Origin of the sequence: Streptomyces naganishii JCM 4654 (genome assembly GCF_014650575.1) — a bacterium.
Taxonomy (GTDB): domain Bacteria; phylum Actinomycetota; class Actinomycetes; order Streptomycetales; family Streptomycetaceae; genus Streptomyces; species Streptomyces naganishii.
In genome coordinates, this window is the sequence record NZ_BMVF01000008.1 from 1 (window position 1) to 17,441 (window position 17,441).

The 17,441-nt window shown below is 71.8% G+C and carries 17 protein-coding genes; 11 read left to right on the forward strand and 6 right to left on the reverse strand.

The features are described 5' to 3' along the window. Window positions 1-120 precede the first annotated feature (120 nt). Together IE217_RS16220 and IE217_RS16225 are read right to left on the reverse strand one after the other, a co-directional pair. On the reverse strand, window positions 121-414 hold the full coding sequence (locus tag IE217_RS16220) for an MTH1187 family thiamine-binding protein (protein ID WP_190178586.1): 294 nt from the start codon (window positions 412-414) through the stop codon (window positions 121-123). Beyond that, window positions 411-755 (reverse strand): DUF3817 domain-containing protein, encoded by a 345-nt coding sequence (locus IE217_RS16225; protein WP_190178587.1) that lies wholly within the window; start codon window positions 753-755, stop codon window positions 411-413. Before IE217_RS16225 ends, IE217_RS16220 begins: the two co-directional genes overlap by 4 nt. Before the next feature lie 149 nt (window positions 756-904). Between IE217_RS16225 and IE217_RS16230 the strand changes: the two genes are divergently transcribed. The 4 genes from IE217_RS16230 to IE217_RS16245 all read left to right on the forward strand — a co-directional run bounded on the left by IE217_RS16230 (window position 905) and on the right by IE217_RS16245 (window position 3,559). After that, window positions 905-1,537, forward strand: coding sequence for an AIM24 family protein (locus IE217_RS16230; protein WP_190178839.1), 633 nt, complete (start codon window positions 905-907; stop codon window positions 1,535-1,537). Next, window positions 1,537-2,187: an AIM24 family protein gene (locus IE217_RS16235; protein WP_189705455.1), complete on the forward strand. Its 651-nt coding sequence runs from the start codon at window positions 1,537-1,539 to the stop codon at window positions 2,185-2,187. The genes IE217_RS16230 and IE217_RS16235 overlap by 1 nt, the downstream gene beginning before the upstream one ends. Window positions 2,188-2,231: 44 nt before the next feature. Beyond that, window positions 2,232-2,987, forward strand: coding sequence for an AIM24 family protein (locus IE217_RS16240; protein WP_190178840.1), 756 nt, complete (start codon window positions 2,232-2,234; stop codon window positions 2,985-2,987). A 95-nt stretch (window positions 2,988-3,082) separates the two neighbouring features. Then, on the forward strand, window positions 3,083-3,559 hold the full coding sequence (locus IE217_RS16245) for a MarR family winged helix-turn-helix transcriptional regulator (protein ID WP_190178588.1): 477 nt from the start codon (window positions 3,083-3,085) through the stop codon (window positions 3,557-3,559). Between the two features lie 69 nt (window positions 3,560-3,628). On the opposite strand, the gene meaB is transcribed toward IE217_RS16245, so the two are convergent. Continuing rightward, the gene (gene meaB, locus IE217_RS16250; protein ID WP_190178841.1) at window positions 3,629-4,585 is read right to left on the reverse strand and encodes a methylmalonyl Co-A mutase-associated GTPase MeaB; all 957 of its coding nucleotides are present in this window, start codon (window positions 4,583-4,585) and stop codon (window positions 3,629-3,631) included. A gap of 71 nt (window positions 4,586-4,656) precedes the next feature. Then, window positions 4,657-5,865 (reverse strand): acetyl-CoA C-acetyltransferase, encoded by a 1,209-nt coding sequence (locus tag IE217_RS16255; protein WP_190178589.1) that lies wholly within the window; start codon window positions 5,863-5,865, stop codon window positions 4,657-4,659. 149 nt (window positions 5,866-6,014) lie between these two features. On the opposite strand from IE217_RS16255, the gene mce reads away from it, so the two are divergent. From mce to IE217_RS16280, 5 genes are all read left to right on the forward strand, one after another. Then, window positions 6,015-6,455 (forward strand): methylmalonyl-CoA epimerase, encoded by a 441-nt coding sequence (gene mce / locus IE217_RS16260; RefSeq protein ID WP_190178590.1) that lies wholly within the window; start codon window positions 6,015-6,017, stop codon window positions 6,453-6,455. Between the two features lie 234 nt (window positions 6,456-6,689). After that, the gene (gene scy / locus IE217_RS16265) at window positions 6,690-10,538 is read left to right on the forward strand and encodes a polarized growth protein Scy (RefSeq protein WP_190178591.1); all 3,849 of its coding nucleotides are present in this window, start codon (window positions 6,690-6,692) and stop codon (window positions 10,536-10,538) included. A 182-nt stretch (window positions 10,539-10,720) separates the two neighbouring features. Beyond that, complete coding sequence (locus IE217_RS16270) at window positions 10,721-11,656, forward strand: coiled-coil domain-containing protein (RefSeq protein ID WP_190178592.1); 936 nt, start codon at window positions 10,721-10,723, stop codon at window positions 11,654-11,656. A 210-nt stretch (window positions 11,657-11,866) separates the two neighbouring features. Continuing rightward, window positions 11,867-13,141: an ABC transporter ATP-binding protein gene (locus tag IE217_RS16275; protein WP_190178593.1), complete on the forward strand. Its 1,275-nt coding sequence runs from the start codon at window positions 11,867-11,869 to the stop codon at window positions 13,139-13,141. Next, the gene (locus IE217_RS16280; RefSeq protein ID WP_190178594.1) at window positions 13,138-14,010 is read left to right on the forward strand and encodes an ABC transporter permease; all 873 of its coding nucleotides are present in this window, start codon (window positions 13,138-13,140) and stop codon (window positions 14,008-14,010) included. The genes IE217_RS16275 and IE217_RS16280 overlap by 4 nt, the downstream gene beginning before the upstream one ends. Before the next feature lie 31 nt (window positions 14,011-14,041). Here IE217_RS16280 and IE217_RS16285 read toward each other — a convergent pair whose 3' ends face one another. Beyond that, the gene (locus IE217_RS16285) at window positions 14,042-14,374 is read right to left on the reverse strand and encodes an Rv1322 family protein (protein ID WP_190178595.1); all 333 of its coding nucleotides are present in this window, start codon (window positions 14,372-14,374) and stop codon (window positions 14,042-14,044) included. A gap of 234 nt (window positions 14,375-14,608) precedes the next feature. Here IE217_RS16285 and IE217_RS16290 point away from each other — a divergent pair, with 234 nt between their 5' ends. Beyond that, window positions 14,609-15,637, forward strand: coding sequence for an LLM class flavin-dependent oxidoreductase (locus tag IE217_RS16290; RefSeq protein ID WP_190178596.1), 1,029 nt, complete (start codon window positions 14,609-14,611; stop codon window positions 15,635-15,637). Window positions 15,638-15,717: 80 nt separating this feature from the next. Here the strand turns inward: IE217_RS16290 and IE217_RS16295 are convergent, their stop codons facing one another. Then, window positions 15,718-16,110: an SCO5389 family protein gene (locus IE217_RS16295; protein WP_190178597.1), complete on the reverse strand. Its 393-nt coding sequence runs from the start codon at window positions 16,108-16,110 to the stop codon at window positions 15,718-15,720. A 302-nt stretch (window positions 16,111-16,412) separates the two neighbouring features. Between IE217_RS16295 and nucS the strand changes: the two genes are divergently transcribed. Next, on the forward strand, window positions 16,413-17,084 hold the full coding sequence (gene nucS / locus IE217_RS16300) for an endonuclease NucS (protein ID WP_190178598.1): 672 nt from the start codon (window positions 16,413-16,415) through the stop codon (window positions 17,082-17,084). The last annotated feature ends 357 nt before the right edge of the window (window positions 17,085-17,441 follow it).

Here is a 17,441-nt window from a genome sequence, read left to right on the forward strand (position 1 = left end):
CGCTTCCACCGGAGGGCGGCTGCGGGCCGGGCGCCCCACTGTCCCGCTTCCACCGGAGGGTGGGTGCGGGTCCGGGCGCCCCGTCGGCGTTTCGCCTCGGGGGGAGGGTGGGTGCGGGTGCTAGTCGGCCAAGTGCCGTTCCACCGTTTCCACCTTTGCGGTCAGGGCGTCTGTGACTCCTGGGCGGATGTCCGCCTTCAGGACCAGGGAGACTCGGGGAGCCCTGGCCTCCACTGCCGCCACTGCTTGTTTGATCACCTGCATCACCTCGTCCCAGTCGCCCTCGATCGAGGTGAACATCGCGTCGGTGCGGTTGGGCAGGCCGGAGGCCCGGACCACTCGGACGGCGTCGGCCACGTACTCCCCCACGTCCTCGCCGACGCCCAGGGGGGTCACGGAGAAAGCGACGATCACGCGTTCACGACCCCCTCGCGGCGGGCGCGGGAGGCGATCACCGCGTCCTCGGCCTCGCGCTTGAGCTTGCGCTCGGCGAAGAAGCCGCCGGTGGGCAGGACCGACAGGACGAAGTAGAGGGCGGCGGTCCTGAGCGACCACTTGGCGCGGTTCCAGGCGTCGGCCCAGAAGATGACGTACAGGACGAACAGGACGCCGTGGATCGAGCCCATCACGGGTACCGCGTTGAAGTCCGTGGTCCGCTTCAGGACCGAGCAGATCAGCAGGAGGATGAAGGACACCGCCTCGGGGGCGGAGACCAGGCGGAGGCGGCGGAGGGCGGTGGCGGTCTTGATGTCCACGGGTCACCTTCGGTCGGGACGGAGGGGATGGGCGCCGGCGGTTTGTGAATGCGGGCACAAAGTTCCGGTCCATTGTGGCAAATCCTCCGGGCGGTCCGCCCCAGGGGTGTGTGCGGCGTCCCTGCGCCGCTACCTTTCGCTGCGTGGCGATGTTCCGACTTCAGGGAAGCAAGGTGCTCGCCGTCGACATGACCGGGGATGCCGTGAAGGCGAAGAACGGCTCGATGGTCGCGTACGACGGGCAGATGGCCTTCAAGAAGCTGACGGGTGGCGGTGAGGGGCTGCGGGGGATGGTGACGCGGCGGCTCACCGGTGAGCAGATGACGGTGATGGAGGTGCGGGGGCAGGGGACCTGCTGGTTCGCCGACCGGGCCGCCGAGATCAATCTGGTGCGGTTGCAGGGCGAGAAGCTGTTCGTCGAGTCGAGCAACCTGCTGGCGACGGACGCGGGGCTGCGGACGGGCACGACGTTCACGGGGCTGCGGGGGGCCTCGCAGGGCAACGGGCTGTTCACCACGACCGTGGAGGGGCACGGGCAGGCGGCGATCATGTCGGACGGGCCGGCCGTGGTGCTGCGGGTCAGCGCGCAGTACCCGCTGATCGTCGATCCGGGCGCGTACATCGCACACCAGGGGAACCTGCGGCAGACCTTCCAGTCCGGTGTGACCTTCCGCACCTTTCTCGGCGAGGGCGGCGGGGAGGCCTTCCAGATCCGGTTCGAGGGGGACGGGCTCGTGTACGTGCAGCCGAGCGAGCGGAACACCATCGCGGGGGACGTGTGATGGCCTTCCGGGAGATCAACTCGAAGATGGTCGAGGCGACCGTCGTGCCGGGGCAGCGGCTGTTCAGTCAGCGCGGGGCCATGCTCGCGTACAAGGGCGAGGTGTCCTTCACCCCCAGCCTTCAAGGGGGTCAGGGCGGGCTGATGTCCATGATCGGACGGCGGGTCGCCGGGGAGGCCACCCCGCTGATGACGGTGGAGGGCAGCGGGACCGTGTTCTTCGGGCACGGCGGCCACCACGTGCACGTGATCGGCCTGACGGGCGACACCCTGTACGTGGAGGCGGACCGGCTGCTGGCCTTCGAGGGGACGCTGCGGCAGGGGACGATGTTCATGGGTTCGCAGGGCGGGGTCATGGGCATGGTGCGCGGCCAGGTCACGGGCCAGGGGCTGTTCACGACCACGCTCCAGGGCCACGGGTCCGTGGCGGTGATGGCGCACGGCGGGGTCTTCGAGGTGCCGATCACCCCGCAGCGGCCCGTCCACGTGGATCCGCAGGCCTACGTCGCCCATCACGGTGACGTGCGCAACCGGCTGTCCGCCGCCCTGGGGTGGCGCGACATGGTGGGGCGCGGTTCCGGGGAGGCCTTCCAGCTGGAGCTCAGCGGCAGTGGCGTGGTCTACGTGCAGGCGTCGGAGGAGAAGCTGTGAACGCGTGGGGACCGCCCGGTGCCGGGCCCGTGGTCTACGACCCGATGACGCTGCCGGCGGACGACAACGTCAACAACTACACCTTCTGCGTGGAGCTGAAGGGGAGCCAGTGGTTCCTCCAGAAGGGGAAGATGATCGCCTACTACGGGGCGATCGAGTTCAACGGCGTCGGGCACGGACGGCTGGACCGTCTGGTGCGTACGTCGTTCCATTCGCCTCTGCACGCGAGCGACTGGGTCGTGGCGGAGGGCTCGGGCAAGATGCTGCTCGCCGACCGGGCCTTCGATGTCAATTCCTACGACCTGGACGACGGCAATCTGACCATTCGCTCGGGCAACCTGCTCGCTTTTCAGCCAAGTCTCGCGCTCAAGCAGTCGATCGTGCCGGGGTTCCTGACCCTCATCGGAACCGGAAAGTTCGTGGCCGCGTCAAACGGGCCGGTGGTGTTCATGGAACCCCCGGTCCGGGTGGACCCGCAGGCGCTCGTCGGATGGGCCGACTGCCCCTCCCCGTGCCATCACTACGACCACGGGTACCTGACAGGCGTAATGGGCGGTCTACGTGCGATGACGGGCCTCGGCGGGGCCTCCGGGGAGGAGCACCAGTTCGAGTTCGTGGGAGCCGGCACGGTGCTGCTTCAGTCGAGCGAATCCCTGATGGCCGAGCAGGCCATGGGGGTGGTCCCGCAGGAGCCCGGCGTGCCCGGCGGAGCGGGGGTGTCCGGAAGCCATGGACAGCAAGCCGGCGCACCGCGCCTTCCCGGACAGCTGGGAGACCTCCAGCGTCGCTTCGGGCTGTGAGCGGTAGTCTGCGGAGTGTGACGGCTCGAACGCGTGCGCACCGTCACAGCACCCCTCACTAGTTCGCCTTTCAACTTCTTAGGTAGACTTCATTCATGGAGACCGAGACGGCCACGCGCTGGCTGACCGATGCGGAGCAGTGCGCCTGGCGCACCCACCTGGAGGTCAACAGGCTGTTGACGTACCAGCTCGAGAAGGACTTGCAGCCGTTCGGCCTGACGATGAACGACTACGAGATCCTCGTGAACCTCTCCGAGTCGGAGGACGTACGGATGCGGATGAGCGACCTCGCGTCCGCCACCCTCCAGTCCAAGAGCCGCCTCTCGCACCAGATCACCCGCATGGAGAACGCGAACCTGGTGCGCCGTGAGAACTGCGAGTCCGACCGCAGAGGGCTCTACGCGGTCCTCACCGAGCACGGGATGGAGACCATGCAGAAGGTCGCGCCGCACCATGTGGCGTCCGTGCGGAGGCACTTCATCGACCTGCTGGCGCCCGAGGCGCTGACCGAGCTCGACAAGGCCCTCAAGCCCGTCGCCGAGCATCTGCGGGCACAGCGGGGACGCTCCTGAGCGCGTGCGGGAACGGCGGAAGGCGGGGCCCTGGACGGGATCCCGCCTTCCGCCGTTCACCGCCTGTTCTCAGGCCTCGGTGAGGCCCGCCACCAGTTCGTCCGCCGCGCGGTACGGGTCCAGCTCGCCCGCCACGATGCGTTCGGCCAGCGCGCTGAGGCGGCGGTCGCCGTGCAGGTCGCCGATGCGCTCGCGCAGCGCGGTCACCGCGATCGTCTCCACCTCGCGGGCCGCCCGCGCCCGCCGGCGCTCCGCGAGCACGCCCCGCTCCTCCATCCACGCCCGGTGCTTCTCCAGGGCCTCCACGACCTCGTCGACGCCCTCGGCGCGGGCCGCCACCGTCTTGACGATGGGCGGGCGCCAGTCGCCGGGGCCGCGGGCCTCGCCGAGGCCCAGCATGTGGTTCAGCTCGCGGGCCGTGGCGTCGGCGCCGTCGCGGTCGGCCTTGTTGACCACGTAGACGTCGCCGATCTCCAGGATGCCCGCCTTGGCCGCCTGGATGCCGTCGCCCATGCCCGGGGCGAGCAGGACGACGGAGGTGTCCGCCTGCGAGGCGATCTCCACCTCGGACTGGCCGACGCCCACGGTCTCCACCAGGATCACGTCGCAGCCCGCCGCGTCCAGCACGCGGATGGCCTGCGGGGCCGCCCAGGCGAGTCCGCCGAGGTGGCCGCGGGTCGCCATGGAGCGGATGTAGACGCCCGGGTCGGAGGCGTGCTCCGACATGCGCACCCGGTCGCCCAGCAGGGCGCCCCCGGAGAAGGGCGAGGACGGGTCGACGGCCAGGACGCCGACCCGCCTGCCCTGTTTGCGGTACGCCGTCACCAGGGCCGACGTGGACGTCGACTTGCCCACGCCCGGGGAGCCGGTGAGGCCGACGACGTAGGCGTTGCCCGTCAGCGGGGCCAGGGTCTCCATGACCTCCCGCAACTGCGGGGACGCCCCCTCCACCAAGGAGATCAGCCGGGCCACGGCCCGCGGCCGGCCTTCCCTGGCCTGGGCCACCAGAGAGGAGACGTCCTGCATCACAGCTCCGTTCACGTGATCCGCGTACGCGGTCGGCGTACGAAAGGGGTCGGTGGGGTGCTACCCGGCGCTCAGGCCTTGGGCACCCGGACGATCAGGGCGTCGCCCTGGCCGCCGCCACCGCACAGCGCGGCCGCGCCGACCCCGCCGCCCCGGCGCTTGAGCTCCAGGGCCAGGTGCAGCACCAGACGGGCGCCGGACATCCCGATCGGGTGACCGAGAGCGATCGCGCCGCCGTTCACGTTCACCTTTTCCGTGGATACGCCGAGGTCCTTCATTGACTGCACGGCGACGGCGGCGAACGCCTCGTTGATCTCGATGAGGTCCAGGTCGGAAACCTCCAGGCCCTCCTTCTTCAGAGCGTGCTGGATGGCGTTGGACGGCTGGGACTGCAGGGAGTTGTCCGGCCCCGCCACGTTGCCGTGGGCGCCGATCTCGGCGATCCAGTCCAGGCCCAGCTCCTCGGCCTTGGCCTTGCTCATCACGACCACGGCGGCGGCGCCGTCGGAGATCTGCGAGGCCGAGCCGGCGGTGATCGTGCCGTCCTTGGCGAAGGCCGGGCGCAGCTTGCCCAGGGACTCGGCGGTGGTGTCGCCGCGGATGCCCTCGTCCTTGCTGAACAGCACCGGGTCGCCCTTGCGCTGCGGGATCTCCACCGGGGTGATCTCGGCCTCGAAGATGCCGTTCTTCTGGGCGGCGGCCGCCCGCTGGTGGGAGAGCGCGGCGATCTCGTCCTGCTCCGGACGGGCGATGCCCAGACGGGTGTTGTGCTTCTCGGTGGACTCGCCCATGGCGATGCCCTCGAAGGAGTCGGTCAGGCCGTCGTACGCCATCGCGTCGAGCATCTCGATCGCGCCGTACTTGAAGCCCTCGCGGGACTTGGGGAGCAGGTGGGGCGCGTTGGTCATCGACTCCTGGCCGCCGGCGACGACCACGTCGAACTCGCCGGCGCGGATCAGCTGGTCGGCCAGCGCGATCGCGTCCAGGCCGGACAGGCACACCTTGTTGATGGTCAGCGCCGGGACGCTCATCGGGATGCCGGCCTTGACCGCGGCCTGACGGGCCGGGATCTGCCCCGCCCCGGCCTGCAGCACCTGCCCCATGATCACGTACTGCACCTGGTCGCCCCCGATCCCCGCACGGTCGAGGGCGGCCTTGATCGCGAAGCCGCCGAGGTCGGCTCCCGAGAAGGACTTCAGCGAGCCCAGCAGCCGCCCCATGGGCGTGCGCGCGCCCGCGACGATCACCGAGGTGTTCGTACCGGAATTTCCAGAAGACATGAGCTGCGATCCCCTTACCGGCCTGCCCAGGCCGAGGAGTGAACGAGGGTTTACTTCGAATGTACTGATGGCACTCGGTGCCGTCATCGGGCCGTCGGTGTGATCGCGCGCACGTTGCGTAACCACCCGCGGAGCGCTGCACTGAATCCATGCTGACGCGAATCGACCACATCGGGATCGCCTGCCACGACCTCGACGCGACCGTCGAGTTCTACCGGGCCACGTACGGCTTCGAGGTGTTCCACACCGAGGTCAACGAGGAGCAGGGCGTGCGCGAGGCCATGCTCAAGATCAACGAGACGTCCGACGGAGGTGCCTCCTACCTGCAGCTTCTCGAGCCGACCCGCGAGGACTCCACCGTCGCCAAGTGGCTCGCCAAGAACGGCGAGGGCGTCCACCACATCGCTTTCGGTACGGCGGATGTGGACGCCGACGCCGCGGACATCCGCGACAGGGGCGTACGCGTTCTGTACGAGGAGCCGCGACGCGGCTCCATGGGGTCACGGATCACCTTCCTGCACCCCAAGGATTGTCACGGCGTCCTGACAGAACTGGTCACTTCAGCGCCTGTTGAGTCGGCTGAGCACTGACCCTCGTACATAAGGGCCGGTAGGGTTGGGAGCGGTCGTCCCCGAAGCGGGGGCGGCCGGGTCCTGCCGTCCTTCGGCCGGACCGTGCCGGGGTCCGGGTTTCGGGGGACGAGCGTCGGGGCAGCAGCCCATGCTCCGCCGTTGATCTGACACCATTCCCCGGGGGCCCCGTTCGGCGGATGGACGGAGCTCGTTTGGACAGGCTTGCGACCAGGGGACGGATGGGACCGCGCAGTGCGGGGCTACGAACGCCAGGAGCGAGAGCCGGCGGCTGACGTCGACCACCTCTCTCGGTTCGAGGCCGAGATGGATCGGCTGAAGACCGAGCGGGAGAAGGCGATCCAGCACGCCGAGGACCTCGGCTACCAGGTCGAGGTGCTGCGCGCCAAGCTTCACGAGGCGCGCCGCACCATCATGTCCCGGCCCGCCTACGACAGCGCGGACATCGGCTACCAGGCCGAGCAGCTGCTGCGCAACGCGCAGATGCAGGCCGACCAGATCCGCGCCGACGCCGAGCGCGAGCTGAGCCAGGCCCGGGCGCAGACCCAGCGGATCCTCCAGGAGCACGCCGAGCAGGCCGCGCGCCTGCAGTCCGAGCTGCACCAGGAGGCGGTGACCCGGCGCCAGCAGCTCGACCAGGAGCTCGCCGAGCGCCGCCAGACCGTCGAGTCCCACGTCAACGAGAACGTGGCCTGGGCCGAGCAGCTGCGCGCCCGCACCGAGCAGCAGGCGCGCCGGCTGCTCGAGGAGTCCCGCGCAGAGGCCGAGCAGGCCATGGCCGCCGCCCGCGCGGAGGCCGAGCGGGTGGCCGCCGAGACACGCCAGCGCCTCCAGAGCGAGGCCGAGTCGGCCCGCGCCGAGGCCGAGCAGATCCTGCGCCGCGCCCGCACGGACGCCGAGCGCCTGCTGAACGCGGCCTCCACGCAGGCCCAGGAGGCCACCGACCACGCCGAGCAGCTGCGCTCCTCCACCGCCACCGAGTCCGACGCCGCCCGCCGCCAGGCCACCGAGCTGAGCCGGGCCGCCGAACAGCGCATGGCCGAGGCGGAGGAGGCGCTGCGCAAGGCGCAGACCGAGGCCGAGAAGCTGGTCACCGAGGCCAAGGAGGCCGCGGCCAAGGCCCTGTCGAGCGCGGAGGCGGCCAACGAAACGCGCACCCGCACCGCCAAGGAGCAGGTCGCCCGTCTGGTCGAGGAGGCCACCAAGGAGGCCGAGACCACCAAGTCCGAGGCCGAGCAGGTGGTCGCGGACGCCCGCGCCGAAGCCGAGAAGATCGTCGCCGAGGCCGCCGAGAAGGCCCGTACGATCACGGCCGAGGAGAGCGCCACCCAGCTGTCCAAGGCGGCCAAGACCGCCGAGGACGTGCTGAACAAGGCCGCCGAGGACGCCAAGAACACCACCAAGGCCGCGGCCGAGGAGGCCGAGCGGATCCGCCGGGAGGCCGAGGCCGAGGCGGACCGGCTGCGCGCCGAGGCGCACGACATCGCCGCCCAGCTCAAGGGCGCCGCCAAGGACGACACCAAGGAGTACCGCGCCAAGACGGTCGAGCTGCAGGAGGAGGCGCGCCGGCTGCGCGGCGAGGCCGAGCAGCTGCGCGCCGACGCGGTCGCCGAGGGCGAGCGGATCCGCGCCGAGGCCCGGCGCGAGGCCGTGGTGCAGATCGAGGAGGCGGCGAAGACCGCCGAGGAGCTGCTGTCCAAGGCCAAGGCCGACGCCGACGAGCTGCGCTCGACCGCGCAGGGCGACAGCGAGAAGGTCCGCACCGAGGCCATCGAGCGGGCCACCTCCCTGCGCCGGCAGGCCGAGGAGACCCTGGAGCGCACCCGCAAGGAGGCCGAGCGGCACCGCGCCGAGGCGGAGGAGCGGGCCGAGTCGGTCCGCGCCGACGCCGAGCGGGCCGCGCGCGAGCTGCGCGAGGAGACCGAGCGCGCCGTCGAGGCCCGGCGGGCCGAGGCCGCCGAGGAGCTCACCCGGCTGCACACCGATGCCGAGCAGCGCCTGGCCGCTGCCGAGCAGGCGCTGTCCGAGGCCCGTGAGGAGGCCGCGCGGATCCGCCGCGAGGCCGCCGAGGAGGCCGAGCGGCTGCGCGCCGAGGCCGCCGAGCGCATCCGTACGCTCCAGCAGCAGGCCGAGGCCGAGGCGGAGCGGCTGCGCGACGAGGCCGCGGCCGACGCGTCCGCCTCCCGCGCCGAGGGCGAGGCCCTCGCCGTGCGGCTGCGGTCCGAGGCCGCGGCCGAGGCCGAGCGGCTCAAGGCGGAGGCCCAGGACACCGCGGACCGGGTGCGCGCGGAGGCGCAGGCCGCCGCCGAGCGGCTGGGCGCCGAGGCGTCCGAGACGCTGGCCGCCGCCCAGGAGGAGGCCGCCCGGCGCCGCCGCGAGGCCGAGGAACTCCTCGGCGCCGCGCGCGCCGAGGCCGACCAGGAGCGCGAGCGGGCCCGCGAGCAGAGCGAGGAGCTGCTGGCCTCGGCGCGCAAGCGCGTCGAGGAGGCGCAGACCGAGGCGACCCGGCTGGTCGAGGAGGCCGACCGGCGCGCCACCGAGATGGTCTCGGCCGCCGAACAGCACGCCCAGCAGGTACGCGACTCCGTCGCCGGGCTGCACGAGCAGGCGCAGGAGGAGATCACCGGGCTGCGCTCGGCCGCCGAGCACGCGGCGGAGCGCACCCGCCGGGAGGCCGGCGAGGAGGCGGACCGGGTCCGCGCCGACGCCTACGCCGAGCGGGAGCGGGCCGGCGAGGACGCCGCCCGGCTGCGGCGCGAGGCCCACGAGGAGGCCGAGGCCGCGAAGTCGCTGGCGGACCGCACGGTCTCCGAGGCGATCGCGGAGGCCGAGCGGATCCGCGCGGACGTCGCCGAGCACGCCCAGCGGGTGCGCACCGAGGCCTCCGACGCGATCGCGCAGGCCGACCAGGACGCCACCCGCACCCGCGCCGAGGCCCGCGAGGACGCCAACCGCATCCGCTCGGACGCGGCGACCCAGGCGGACACGCTCATCAGCGAGGCGCGTGCGGAGGCCGAGCGGCTCCAGACGGAGACGATCAACGAGGCCGACCGGCTGCGCGCCGACTCCGTCGCGAAGGCGGAGAAGCTCATCTCGGACGCCACCGGCGACGCGGAGCGGCTGCGCGCCGAGGCCGCCGAGACGGTCGGTTCCGCGCAGGCGCACGCCGAGCGGATGCGCGCCGAGTCCGAGCGGCTGCGCGGCGACGCCGAGGCGGAGGCCGAGCGCACGCTGGCCGCCGCCCGCGAGGAGGCCGAGCGGACGCTGGACGAGGCCCGCAAGGAGGCCAACAAGCGGCGCTCGGAGGCGGCCGAGCAGGTCGACACCCTCATCACCGAGACCACGGCCGAGGCCGACAAGCTGCTCACCGAGGCGCAGCAGAGCGCGGTGAAGACCAAGGCGGACGCGGAGTCGCAGGCCGACGCGATGGTGGGCGCGGCCCGCAAGGAGGCCGACCGGATCCTGTCCGAGGCGACCATCGAGGGCAACGCCTCGGTGGAGAAGGCCCGTACGGACGCGGACGAGCTGCTCGTCGGCGCCCGCCGGGACGCCACGCAGATCCGCGAGCGCGCCGAGGAGCTGCGCGAGCGGCTGACCGCCGAGATCGAGGAACTGCACGAGCGGGCGCGGCGCGAGGCCGCGGAGACGATGAGGTCCACCGGCGACCGCTGCGACGCGCTGATCAAGGCCGCCGAGGAGCAGCTGGCGAAGGCCCAGGCCAAGGCGAAGGAGATCGTCTCGGAGGCCAACTCCGAGGCGGGCAAGGTGCGTATCGCCGCGGTGAAGAAGGCCGAGGGGCTGCTGAAGGAGGCCGAGCAGAAGAAGGCCACGCTCGTGAAGGAGGCCGAGGAGCTGAAGGCCGAGGCGATCCGCGAGGCGCGGGCCACGGTCGAGGAGGGCAAGCGCGAGCTGGAGATCCTGGTGCGCCGGCGCGAGGACATCAACGCCGAGATCTCCCGGGTCCAGGACGTCCTGGAGGCGCTGGAGTCCTTCGAGGCCCCGGCGTCCGGGAAGGACGGCGGCGTCAAGGCGGGCGCGACGGTGGGCGCACCCCGGTCGGGTGGCAAGTCGTCAGACGGCTAGGGTGAGGGGCGGATTCCGGTCTTTCGGAGGGCTTTGCCCGGCTCTTTGGCAAGCTCTCCGATGGTCAGCCACTCAAAAGAGGTGTCATTCTCCAGATCAAACACGTATCCGCTCGATGACACACCGCTTCGGCCCCTAGGATTCCACCTATCACCTCACCGGTCTCATTCGACAGGAACCCCATGAGCGACACTTCCCCCTACGGCTTCGAGCTTGTGCGGCGTGGGTACGACCGCGCTCAGGTGGACGAACGTATCTCCAAGCTCGTCTCCGACCGTGACAGCGCTCTTTCCCGCATCACCGCCCTGGAGAAGCGCATCGAGGAGCTCCACCTCGAGACGCAGAACGCCCAGGCCCAGGTCACCGACGCCGAGCCGTCGTACGCGGGTCTCGGCGCGCGCGTCGAGAAGATCCTGCGTCTCGCCGAGGAAGAGGCGAAGGATCTGCGTGAGGAGGCCCGGCGCGCGGCCGAGCAGCACCGCGAGCTCGCCGAGTCGGCGGCCCAGCAGGTGCGCAACGACGCGGAGTCGTTCGCCGCGGAGCGCAAGTCCAAGGCCGAGGACGAGGGCGTCCGGATCGTCGAGAAGGCCAAGGGCGAGGCGGCCCAGCTGCGCTCCGAGGCCCAGAAGGACGCGCAGTCCAAGCGCGAGGAGGCGGACGCCCTCTTCGAGGAGACCCGCGCCAAGGCCGCGCAGGCCGCCGCCGACTTCGAGACCAACCTCGCCAAGCGCCGCGAGCAGTCCGAGCGCGACCTGGCGTCCCGTCAGGCCAAGGCCGAGAAGCGGCTCGCGGAGATCGAGCACCGCGCCGAGCAGCTGCGCCTGGAGGCCGAGAAGCTGCGCACCGACGCCGAGCGCCGCGCCCGCCAGACGGTGGAGACCGCCCAGCGCCAGGCCGAGGACATCGTGGCCGACGCCAACGCCAAGGCGGACCGCATCCGTTCGGAGTCCGAGCGCGAGCTGGCGGCCCTGACCAACCGCCGCGACTCGATCAACGCCCAGCTCACCAACGTGCGCGAGATGCTGGCGACCCTCACCGGTGCCGCGGTGGCCGCCGCGGGCACGCCGGCCGAGGACGAGCCGATCTCCCGCGGGGTCCCGGCCCAGCAGACCCGGTAGTCACCGGACGCACGGCACGTATCGCACGTATCGCACGCGCCGCCGCACGGTCCGCCGAGCGGTTCCGGTTCGGCGTGAAGCCCCTGTCACCCGTGTGACAGGGGCTTCCGTCTTTTACCTTCTTTTGGGCGGAACCGTCAGCGCCCGGTTATCCTCCTAACCCTTACGGGGGCGTGTGCCCTGACGTGAACCTTTCGATGGGTGCGGAGCATGATCGAGGCAGTCGGCCTGACCAAGCGCTACGGCGACAAGACCGCTGTGTACAACCTCTCCTTCCAGGTGCGGCCCGGAGCCGTCACCGGCTTCCTCGGGCCGAACGGCTCGGGCAAGTCGACGACCATGCGGATGATCCTCGGCCTGGACAACCCCACCGCGGGGACGGTGACGATCGGCGGCTATCCGTACCGCAGGCTGCCGAACGCCCCCCGCCAGGTCGGCGCGTTGCTCGACGCGAAGGCCGTGCACGGCGGCCGCTCCGCCCGCAACCATCTGCTCTGCCTGGCCCAGCTCTCCGGCATCCCGGCCCGCCGGGTCGACGAGGTGCTCGGCGTCGTCGGTCTCCAGGGCGTGGCGAAGAAGCGGTCCAAGGGCTTCTCGCTCGGCATGGGCCAGCGGCTCGGCATCGCCGCCGCGCTGCTGGGCGACCCGCAGGTGCTGCTGTTCGACGAGCCGGTGAACGGTCTTGACCCCGAGGGCATCCTCTGGGTGCGCAATCTGATGAAGGCGCTGGCCGCCGAGGGGCGGACCGTGTTCGTCTCCAGTCATCTGATGAGCGAGATGGCACTGACCGCGGACCACCTGATCGTCATCGGGCGCGGGCAGCTGCTCGCCGACATGAGCGTGACGGACTTCATCTCCGCGAACTCGGCCGACTTCGCCCGGGTCCGCACCCCGGACGCCGAGCCCCAGCTGCGCGAGAAGCTCACCGCCGCGCTGACCGAGGCGGGCGGGCACGTGCTGCCCGAGCAGGACGGCGCGCTGCGGGTGACCGGCCTGCCGCTGCCCCGCATCAGCGACCTCGCGCACGAGGCGGACGTACGGCTGTGGGAGCTGTCCCCGCACCAGGCCTCGCTGGAGGAGGCGTACATGCGGATGACGCAGGGCGCCGTCGACTACCGCTCCACCACCGACCAGAAGGCGGGGCTGATGCAGCCCCTGCCGCCCGGCGCGCAGCCGCCGGTGCCGGTGCCCGGCCAGGGCCAGCCCGGCTGGTACGCGCCTCCGCCGCCGCAGCAGGGCGGTCAGCCGTTCGCGCCGCCGCAGGGGCCGCCGCAGGGCGCGCCCGGGCAGCCGGCCGCGGGTCCGTACGGCGCTCCGGGCGCCGGCGCCCCGAATCCGTACGGCGCTCCGGCCGCGGGCGGCCCCGGTGCGGGCGGCCCGAACCCGTACGCCCAGGCCGCTCCCCCGAGCGCGCCCGCCGAGCCCACCTCCGCCGCCGAGCCCACCTCCGCCGCCGACTCCACCAAGCCCGAGGACGCCCGATGAGCACGCCCCAGTCCCCCATGCCGCAGGCAGCGCCGACCTGGCAGGCGGCACCCGGTTCCGCGTTCCCCTCGTACACCTCGCCGATCCCGGTCGTGCGCACGCACCTCGGGCACGCGCTCGCCTCGGAGTGGACGAAGATCAAGTCGGTGCGCTCCACGATGTGGACGCTCGGGGTCTTCGTCCTGCTCGTGATCGGGATCGGGCTGCTGACCGGAGCCGTGGTCGTCAACTCCTCCGCGGACCTGTCCGGCAACGAGAACCCGCTCGCGCTGGGCTTCTTCGGGCTGCTGCTCGGCAGCATCTGCGTCATGACGCTCGGCGTGCTGACGACCGCCTCGGAGTACGGCACCGGCATGATCCGCACCACGATGACCGCGTGCCCGAGCCGGGGGCGGGTGCTCGCGGCGAAGGCGATCGTCTTCTTCCTCGTCGCCTTCACGGTGTCCCTGGTGTCCACGGCCCTGGTCGCCCTGGCGCAGACCGCCATGCTGGACGGCACGCACGCGCGGCAGCCCACCGGTGCGGAGTGGTTCAAGGCGACGGTCGGCGTCAGCCTCTACATGGCGCTGCTCGGCCTGCTCTCGCTCGTCATCGGCTCGGTGCTGCGGCACTCGGCGGGCGCCATCACCATCATGATCGGCGTCGTGCTCGCGCCCCTGGTCATCGCGCTGTTCATGTTCGCGCGGTCGCTGGAGAAGGTGCGCCAGGCCCTGTTCGAGTACTCCATCCCGAACCAGCTGAGCGTGTTCTACTCCAACTCCCTTTCTCAGTCCGGCCCTTCGGGCTGGGACCCGCTGTGGATCATCCTGGGCACGACGGCCGTCGCCTTCGCCGGCGCCTGGGCGCTGCTGCAGAAGCGGGACGTATGAGCCCCACGGCCCCGACGGGGGCCCAGCCGGCCTAGAACTTCGGCGCGTTACGGGACCGCTGCACCCGCGTGGTGCGGCGGTCCTTCGCGTTCCAGCAGGCCTTGTGCCAGTGCCTGCGGTCGTCCACGCCCGCGTGCTCGGGCCAGGCCACCACGTGCGGGACGCCGGAGGGGATCATCTGGTCGCAGCCCGGGCAGCGGTAGGTCTTTCCCTGCGCGCTCGCCCCCGCGACATGGCGCACGCTCCAGTCCTCGCCCCGCCAGCTCTCCGTGGCCTGCAGGCCGCCGTAGCGGCCCGCGGGGTCGTCCTCGGCGCTCCGGCCGGACGAGCCGGAACCCTTGGGGCGGTTGCGACGCGGGGACACGGGACACCTCACGGAGCTGTTCGGGGAGCAGGGACCGCGTCCAGCGTACGCGGCGCGGGGCGGGGTAGGCGCAAGGAACCGATTACCGACCAACCCCCACAAGTCCCCCTGCCCCACGAGGCATTCCGCAGACAATCCGGAAATCTCTCCGCCAGGCCGTGTCTTCGGCACGTGTCGGCCGGTTATGCCGGGTGGGGGAGCTCCGTGTCGGAGCCAAGGAAGCAGGAAAAGGCAATGCGCGTTGGAAGTTTCGTGCTGGCGGCCCAGTTCCCGGGGCAGGGCCAAGGGGAAACTCTGCACCGGGCGGTCCGTACGGCGGAGGTGGCCGAGGAGGCCGGCCTGGACGCGGTCTGGCTCGCCGAGCACCACTTCGTACCGTACGGGACGTGCCCTTCGGCGATCACCCTGGCGGCGCTGCTGCTCGGCCGCACCCGCTGGCTGCGGGTGGGCACCGCGGTCAGCGTGCTGCCCACCGTCCATCCGGTGGCGCTCGGCGAGCAGGCAGCGCTGCTCCACGTGACCAGCGGGGGGCGCTTCTCGCTGGGCGTGGGGCGCGGCGGCCCGTGGGTGGACCTCGAGGTCTTCGCAACCGGCCTCGAGGCGTACGAGAAGGGGTTCCCGGAATCACTCGACCTGCTGGTGCGCTGGCTGCGCGAGCCGGCGGTCTCCGCCTCGGGGGAACGATTCACCTTCCGTGAGGTCCCCGTGGTGCCCCGCCCCTGCGAGGCGCTGACGGACGCCCCCGGCCCGGAGGTCGTCGTCGCGTGCACCTCACCCGCCAGTGTCCGGCTGGCCGCCGAGCGCGGGCTGCCGATGCTGTTGGGGATGCACGTCGGGGACGAGGAGAAGGCCGAGATGGTCGCCCTGTGGCGGCGCTGCGCGCGGGCCGCGGGGCGCCCGCCCGAGGAGATCCGGGGCGCCGGCCATGTTTCGGCGGGCGTCTGCCAGATCGCCGACCGGCGCACGGACGCGGTGGAGACGCTGGTGAAGTCGATGCCGGGCTGGCTGAAACAGGGGCTGGACGCCCATGTCACGGTGGACGGCCGGGCCCGCTCGATGCGCGATCCGCTGGCCTACACCGAGCTGCTGTGCGGGCTGCACCCGGTGGGCACGCCACGGCTGTGCGCCGACCGGCTCGCGGCGACCTCCGAGCGGACCGGGATCACCCGCTTCGCCCTGCTCGTCGAGGGCTCGGGCGACCTCGCGGCGACGGAGGAGAACGTGCGGCGGCTGGGCGCCGAGGTCCTGCCCCACCTGGGGTGAGGGTCGCGTCGCGGGATGGCTTGCCGCCCCAGCACTGAACACCTCCCGCGGGCGGAGCGGCAAGCGGGCGAAAGACCGACTCAGCAGTCCCTGAGCTCCGGGGACTGGTTGAGCAGCTGGCCGCGCACCGAGGTGAAGCGGGTCAGCGACTCGTCGGCCGAGGCGTCCAGCGGGAACACCGCCACCCGGTGGCAGTTCTGGAAGGCCAGGCGCACACCGAAGTGCCGCTGCAGCGCACCGCGTATGGCGTCACTCGCGAGCGCACGCAGGAGCTGACCGCGTGCCTGCTCGTCCGGCGGGGGCGTCTGGTTGTCGGCGAAGTTGCCGCCGTCCACCTTCAGCTGGGCCACCAGGGAGCTGATCATCTCCCATGCGTAGGGCAGGGAGGTCCGGACGCAGTCGACGAAGTCTGCTTCGTCGACCTCGCCTCGCTCGGCCTGTTCCAGTAGGGCCGGTGAGACGTCGAGCGACATGGGTTCTCCTCTCGCACCCCCGAACAGCAGGGGTTGCCGGACAGATAAGGGAGGTTCGCGATATCGAACACGGTGCGTACACATAGCGCGACCTCCCGGTCACTACCGTAAGCATCAGAACGAGGGGCCACCAGGCGAATGCACGTAGAGGCAGGGCGGGTTGGGCACACAATCGGCCACAAGTGAACACGGGTGATCCAGGGAAAAAAGGGGCGCCCGCGAAGGGGCGTTCCGTGGTCCGCGGGGGCGGCCGGTCCGGGCGAATCGCGCGCGGTGCGGTGCGTCGAGTAGCGTTGCCGACCATGCGTCTCGTCATCGCCCGGTGCTCCGTCGACTACGCCGGCCGGCTCACCGCCCATCTGCCGTCAGCGCCCCGTCTGATCCTGGTCAAGGCGGACGGCAGCGTCTCGATCCACGCGGACGACCGGGCCTACAAGCCCCTGAACTGGATGTCGCCGCCGTGCACCCTCAAGGAGGGCACGGACGAGGACGAGGGCGTCTGGACGGTCGTCAACAAGGCGGGCGAGAAGCTCATCATCACGATGGAGGAGATCCTCCACGACTCCTCGCACGAACTCGGCGTGGACCCGGGGCTGATCAAGGACGGTGTGGAGGCGCACCTCCAGGAGCTGCTCGCCGACCGCATCGAGACGCTCGGCGAGGGCTACACGCTCATCCGGCGCGAGTACATGACGGCCATCGGGCCGGTGGACATCCTGTGCCGGGACGCGGACGGCGGTACGGTCGCGGTCGAGATCAAGCGACGCGGTGAGATCGACGGCGTCGAGCAACTCACGCGCTACCTGGAGCTGTTGAACCGCGACCCGCATCTCGCCCCGGTACGCGGCATCTTCGCGGCCCAGGAAATCAAGCCCCAGGCACGGGTCCTGGCCACCGACCGCGGAATCGGCTGCCAGGTCCTGGACTACGACGCCCTACGAGGCATCGAGGACGACAAACTCCGCCTGTTCTGACCACGGGCGACGGAACATCCGACACGGGCGCACACACCCCCGACGGACGCCCAACCGCCGCCGGACGGCCGGGTGCCGGACGGACAGCGACCGCCGCCGCACGACGGACCGGGCTGGCCGCCGTCCACCGCCGGGCGGGCGGGATGCTGCCGGGCGGGCGGCCGGCCCGGACGGGCGGGCGTCACCCAGCGGACGGGCGTCGCCCGGACGGGCTGGTGGCCCGGCTGCCGTGCGCGCCGGATGGCGAGTGCCGCAGACAGACAACGACCGCTGCCGACCGGCGAACGGCCCGGCCGCCGTCCACCGCCGTGCGGCCGGATGCCGCCAGCCAGGCAGCCGGCCCGGACGGGCGGGCGT

Bases quoted from the DNA above. Each gene is read 5' to 3' on its own strand.
- nucS (WP_190178598.1), top strand. From the start codon at position 16,413: ATGCGTCTCGTCATCGCCCGGTGCTCCGTCGACTACGCCGGCCGGCTC.
- IE217_RS16290 (WP_190178596.1), top strand. From the start codon at position 14,609: ATGCGCGTTGGAAGTTTCGTGCTGGCGGCCCAGTTCCCGGGGCAGGGC.
- IE217_RS16270 (WP_190178592.1), top strand. From the start codon at position 10,721: ATGAGCGACACTTCCCCCTACGGCTTCGAGCTTGTGCGGCGTGGGTAC.
- mce (WP_190178590.1), top strand. From the start codon at position 6,015: ATGCTGACGCGAATCGACCACATCGGGATCGCCTGCCACGACCTCGAC.
- IE217_RS16240 (WP_190178840.1), top strand. From the start codon at position 2,232: ATGACGCTGCCGGCGGACGACAACGTCAACAACTACACCTTCTGCGTG.
- meaB (WP_190178841.1), bottom strand. From the start codon at position 4,585: ATGCAGGACGTCTCCTCTCTGGTGGCCCAGGCCAGGGAAGGCCGGCCG.
- IE217_RS16230 (WP_190178839.1), top strand. From the start codon at position 905: ATGTTCCGACTTCAGGGAAGCAAGGTGCTCGCCGTCGACATGACCGGG.
- IE217_RS16295 (WP_190178597.1), bottom strand. From the start codon at position 16,110: ATGTCGCTCGACGTCTCACCGGCCCTACTGGAACAGGCCGAGCGAGGC.
- IE217_RS16255 (WP_190178589.1), bottom strand. From the start codon at position 5,865: ATGTCTTCTGGAAATTCCGGTACGAACACCTCGGTGATCGTCGCGGGC.
- IE217_RS16280 (WP_190178594.1), top strand. From the start codon at position 13,138: ATGAGCACGCCCCAGTCCCCCATGCCGCAGGCAGCGCCGACCTGGCAG.
- IE217_RS16245 (WP_190178588.1), top strand. From the start codon at position 3,083: ATGGAGACCGAGACGGCCACGCGCTGGCTGACCGATGCGGAGCAGTGC.
- IE217_RS16275 (WP_190178593.1), top strand. From the start codon at position 11,867: ATGATCGAGGCAGTCGGCCTGACCAAGCGCTACGGCGACAAGACCGCT.
- IE217_RS16235 (WP_189705455.1), top strand. From the start codon at position 1,537: ATGGCCTTCCGGGAGATCAACTCGAAGATGGTCGAGGCGACCGTCGTG.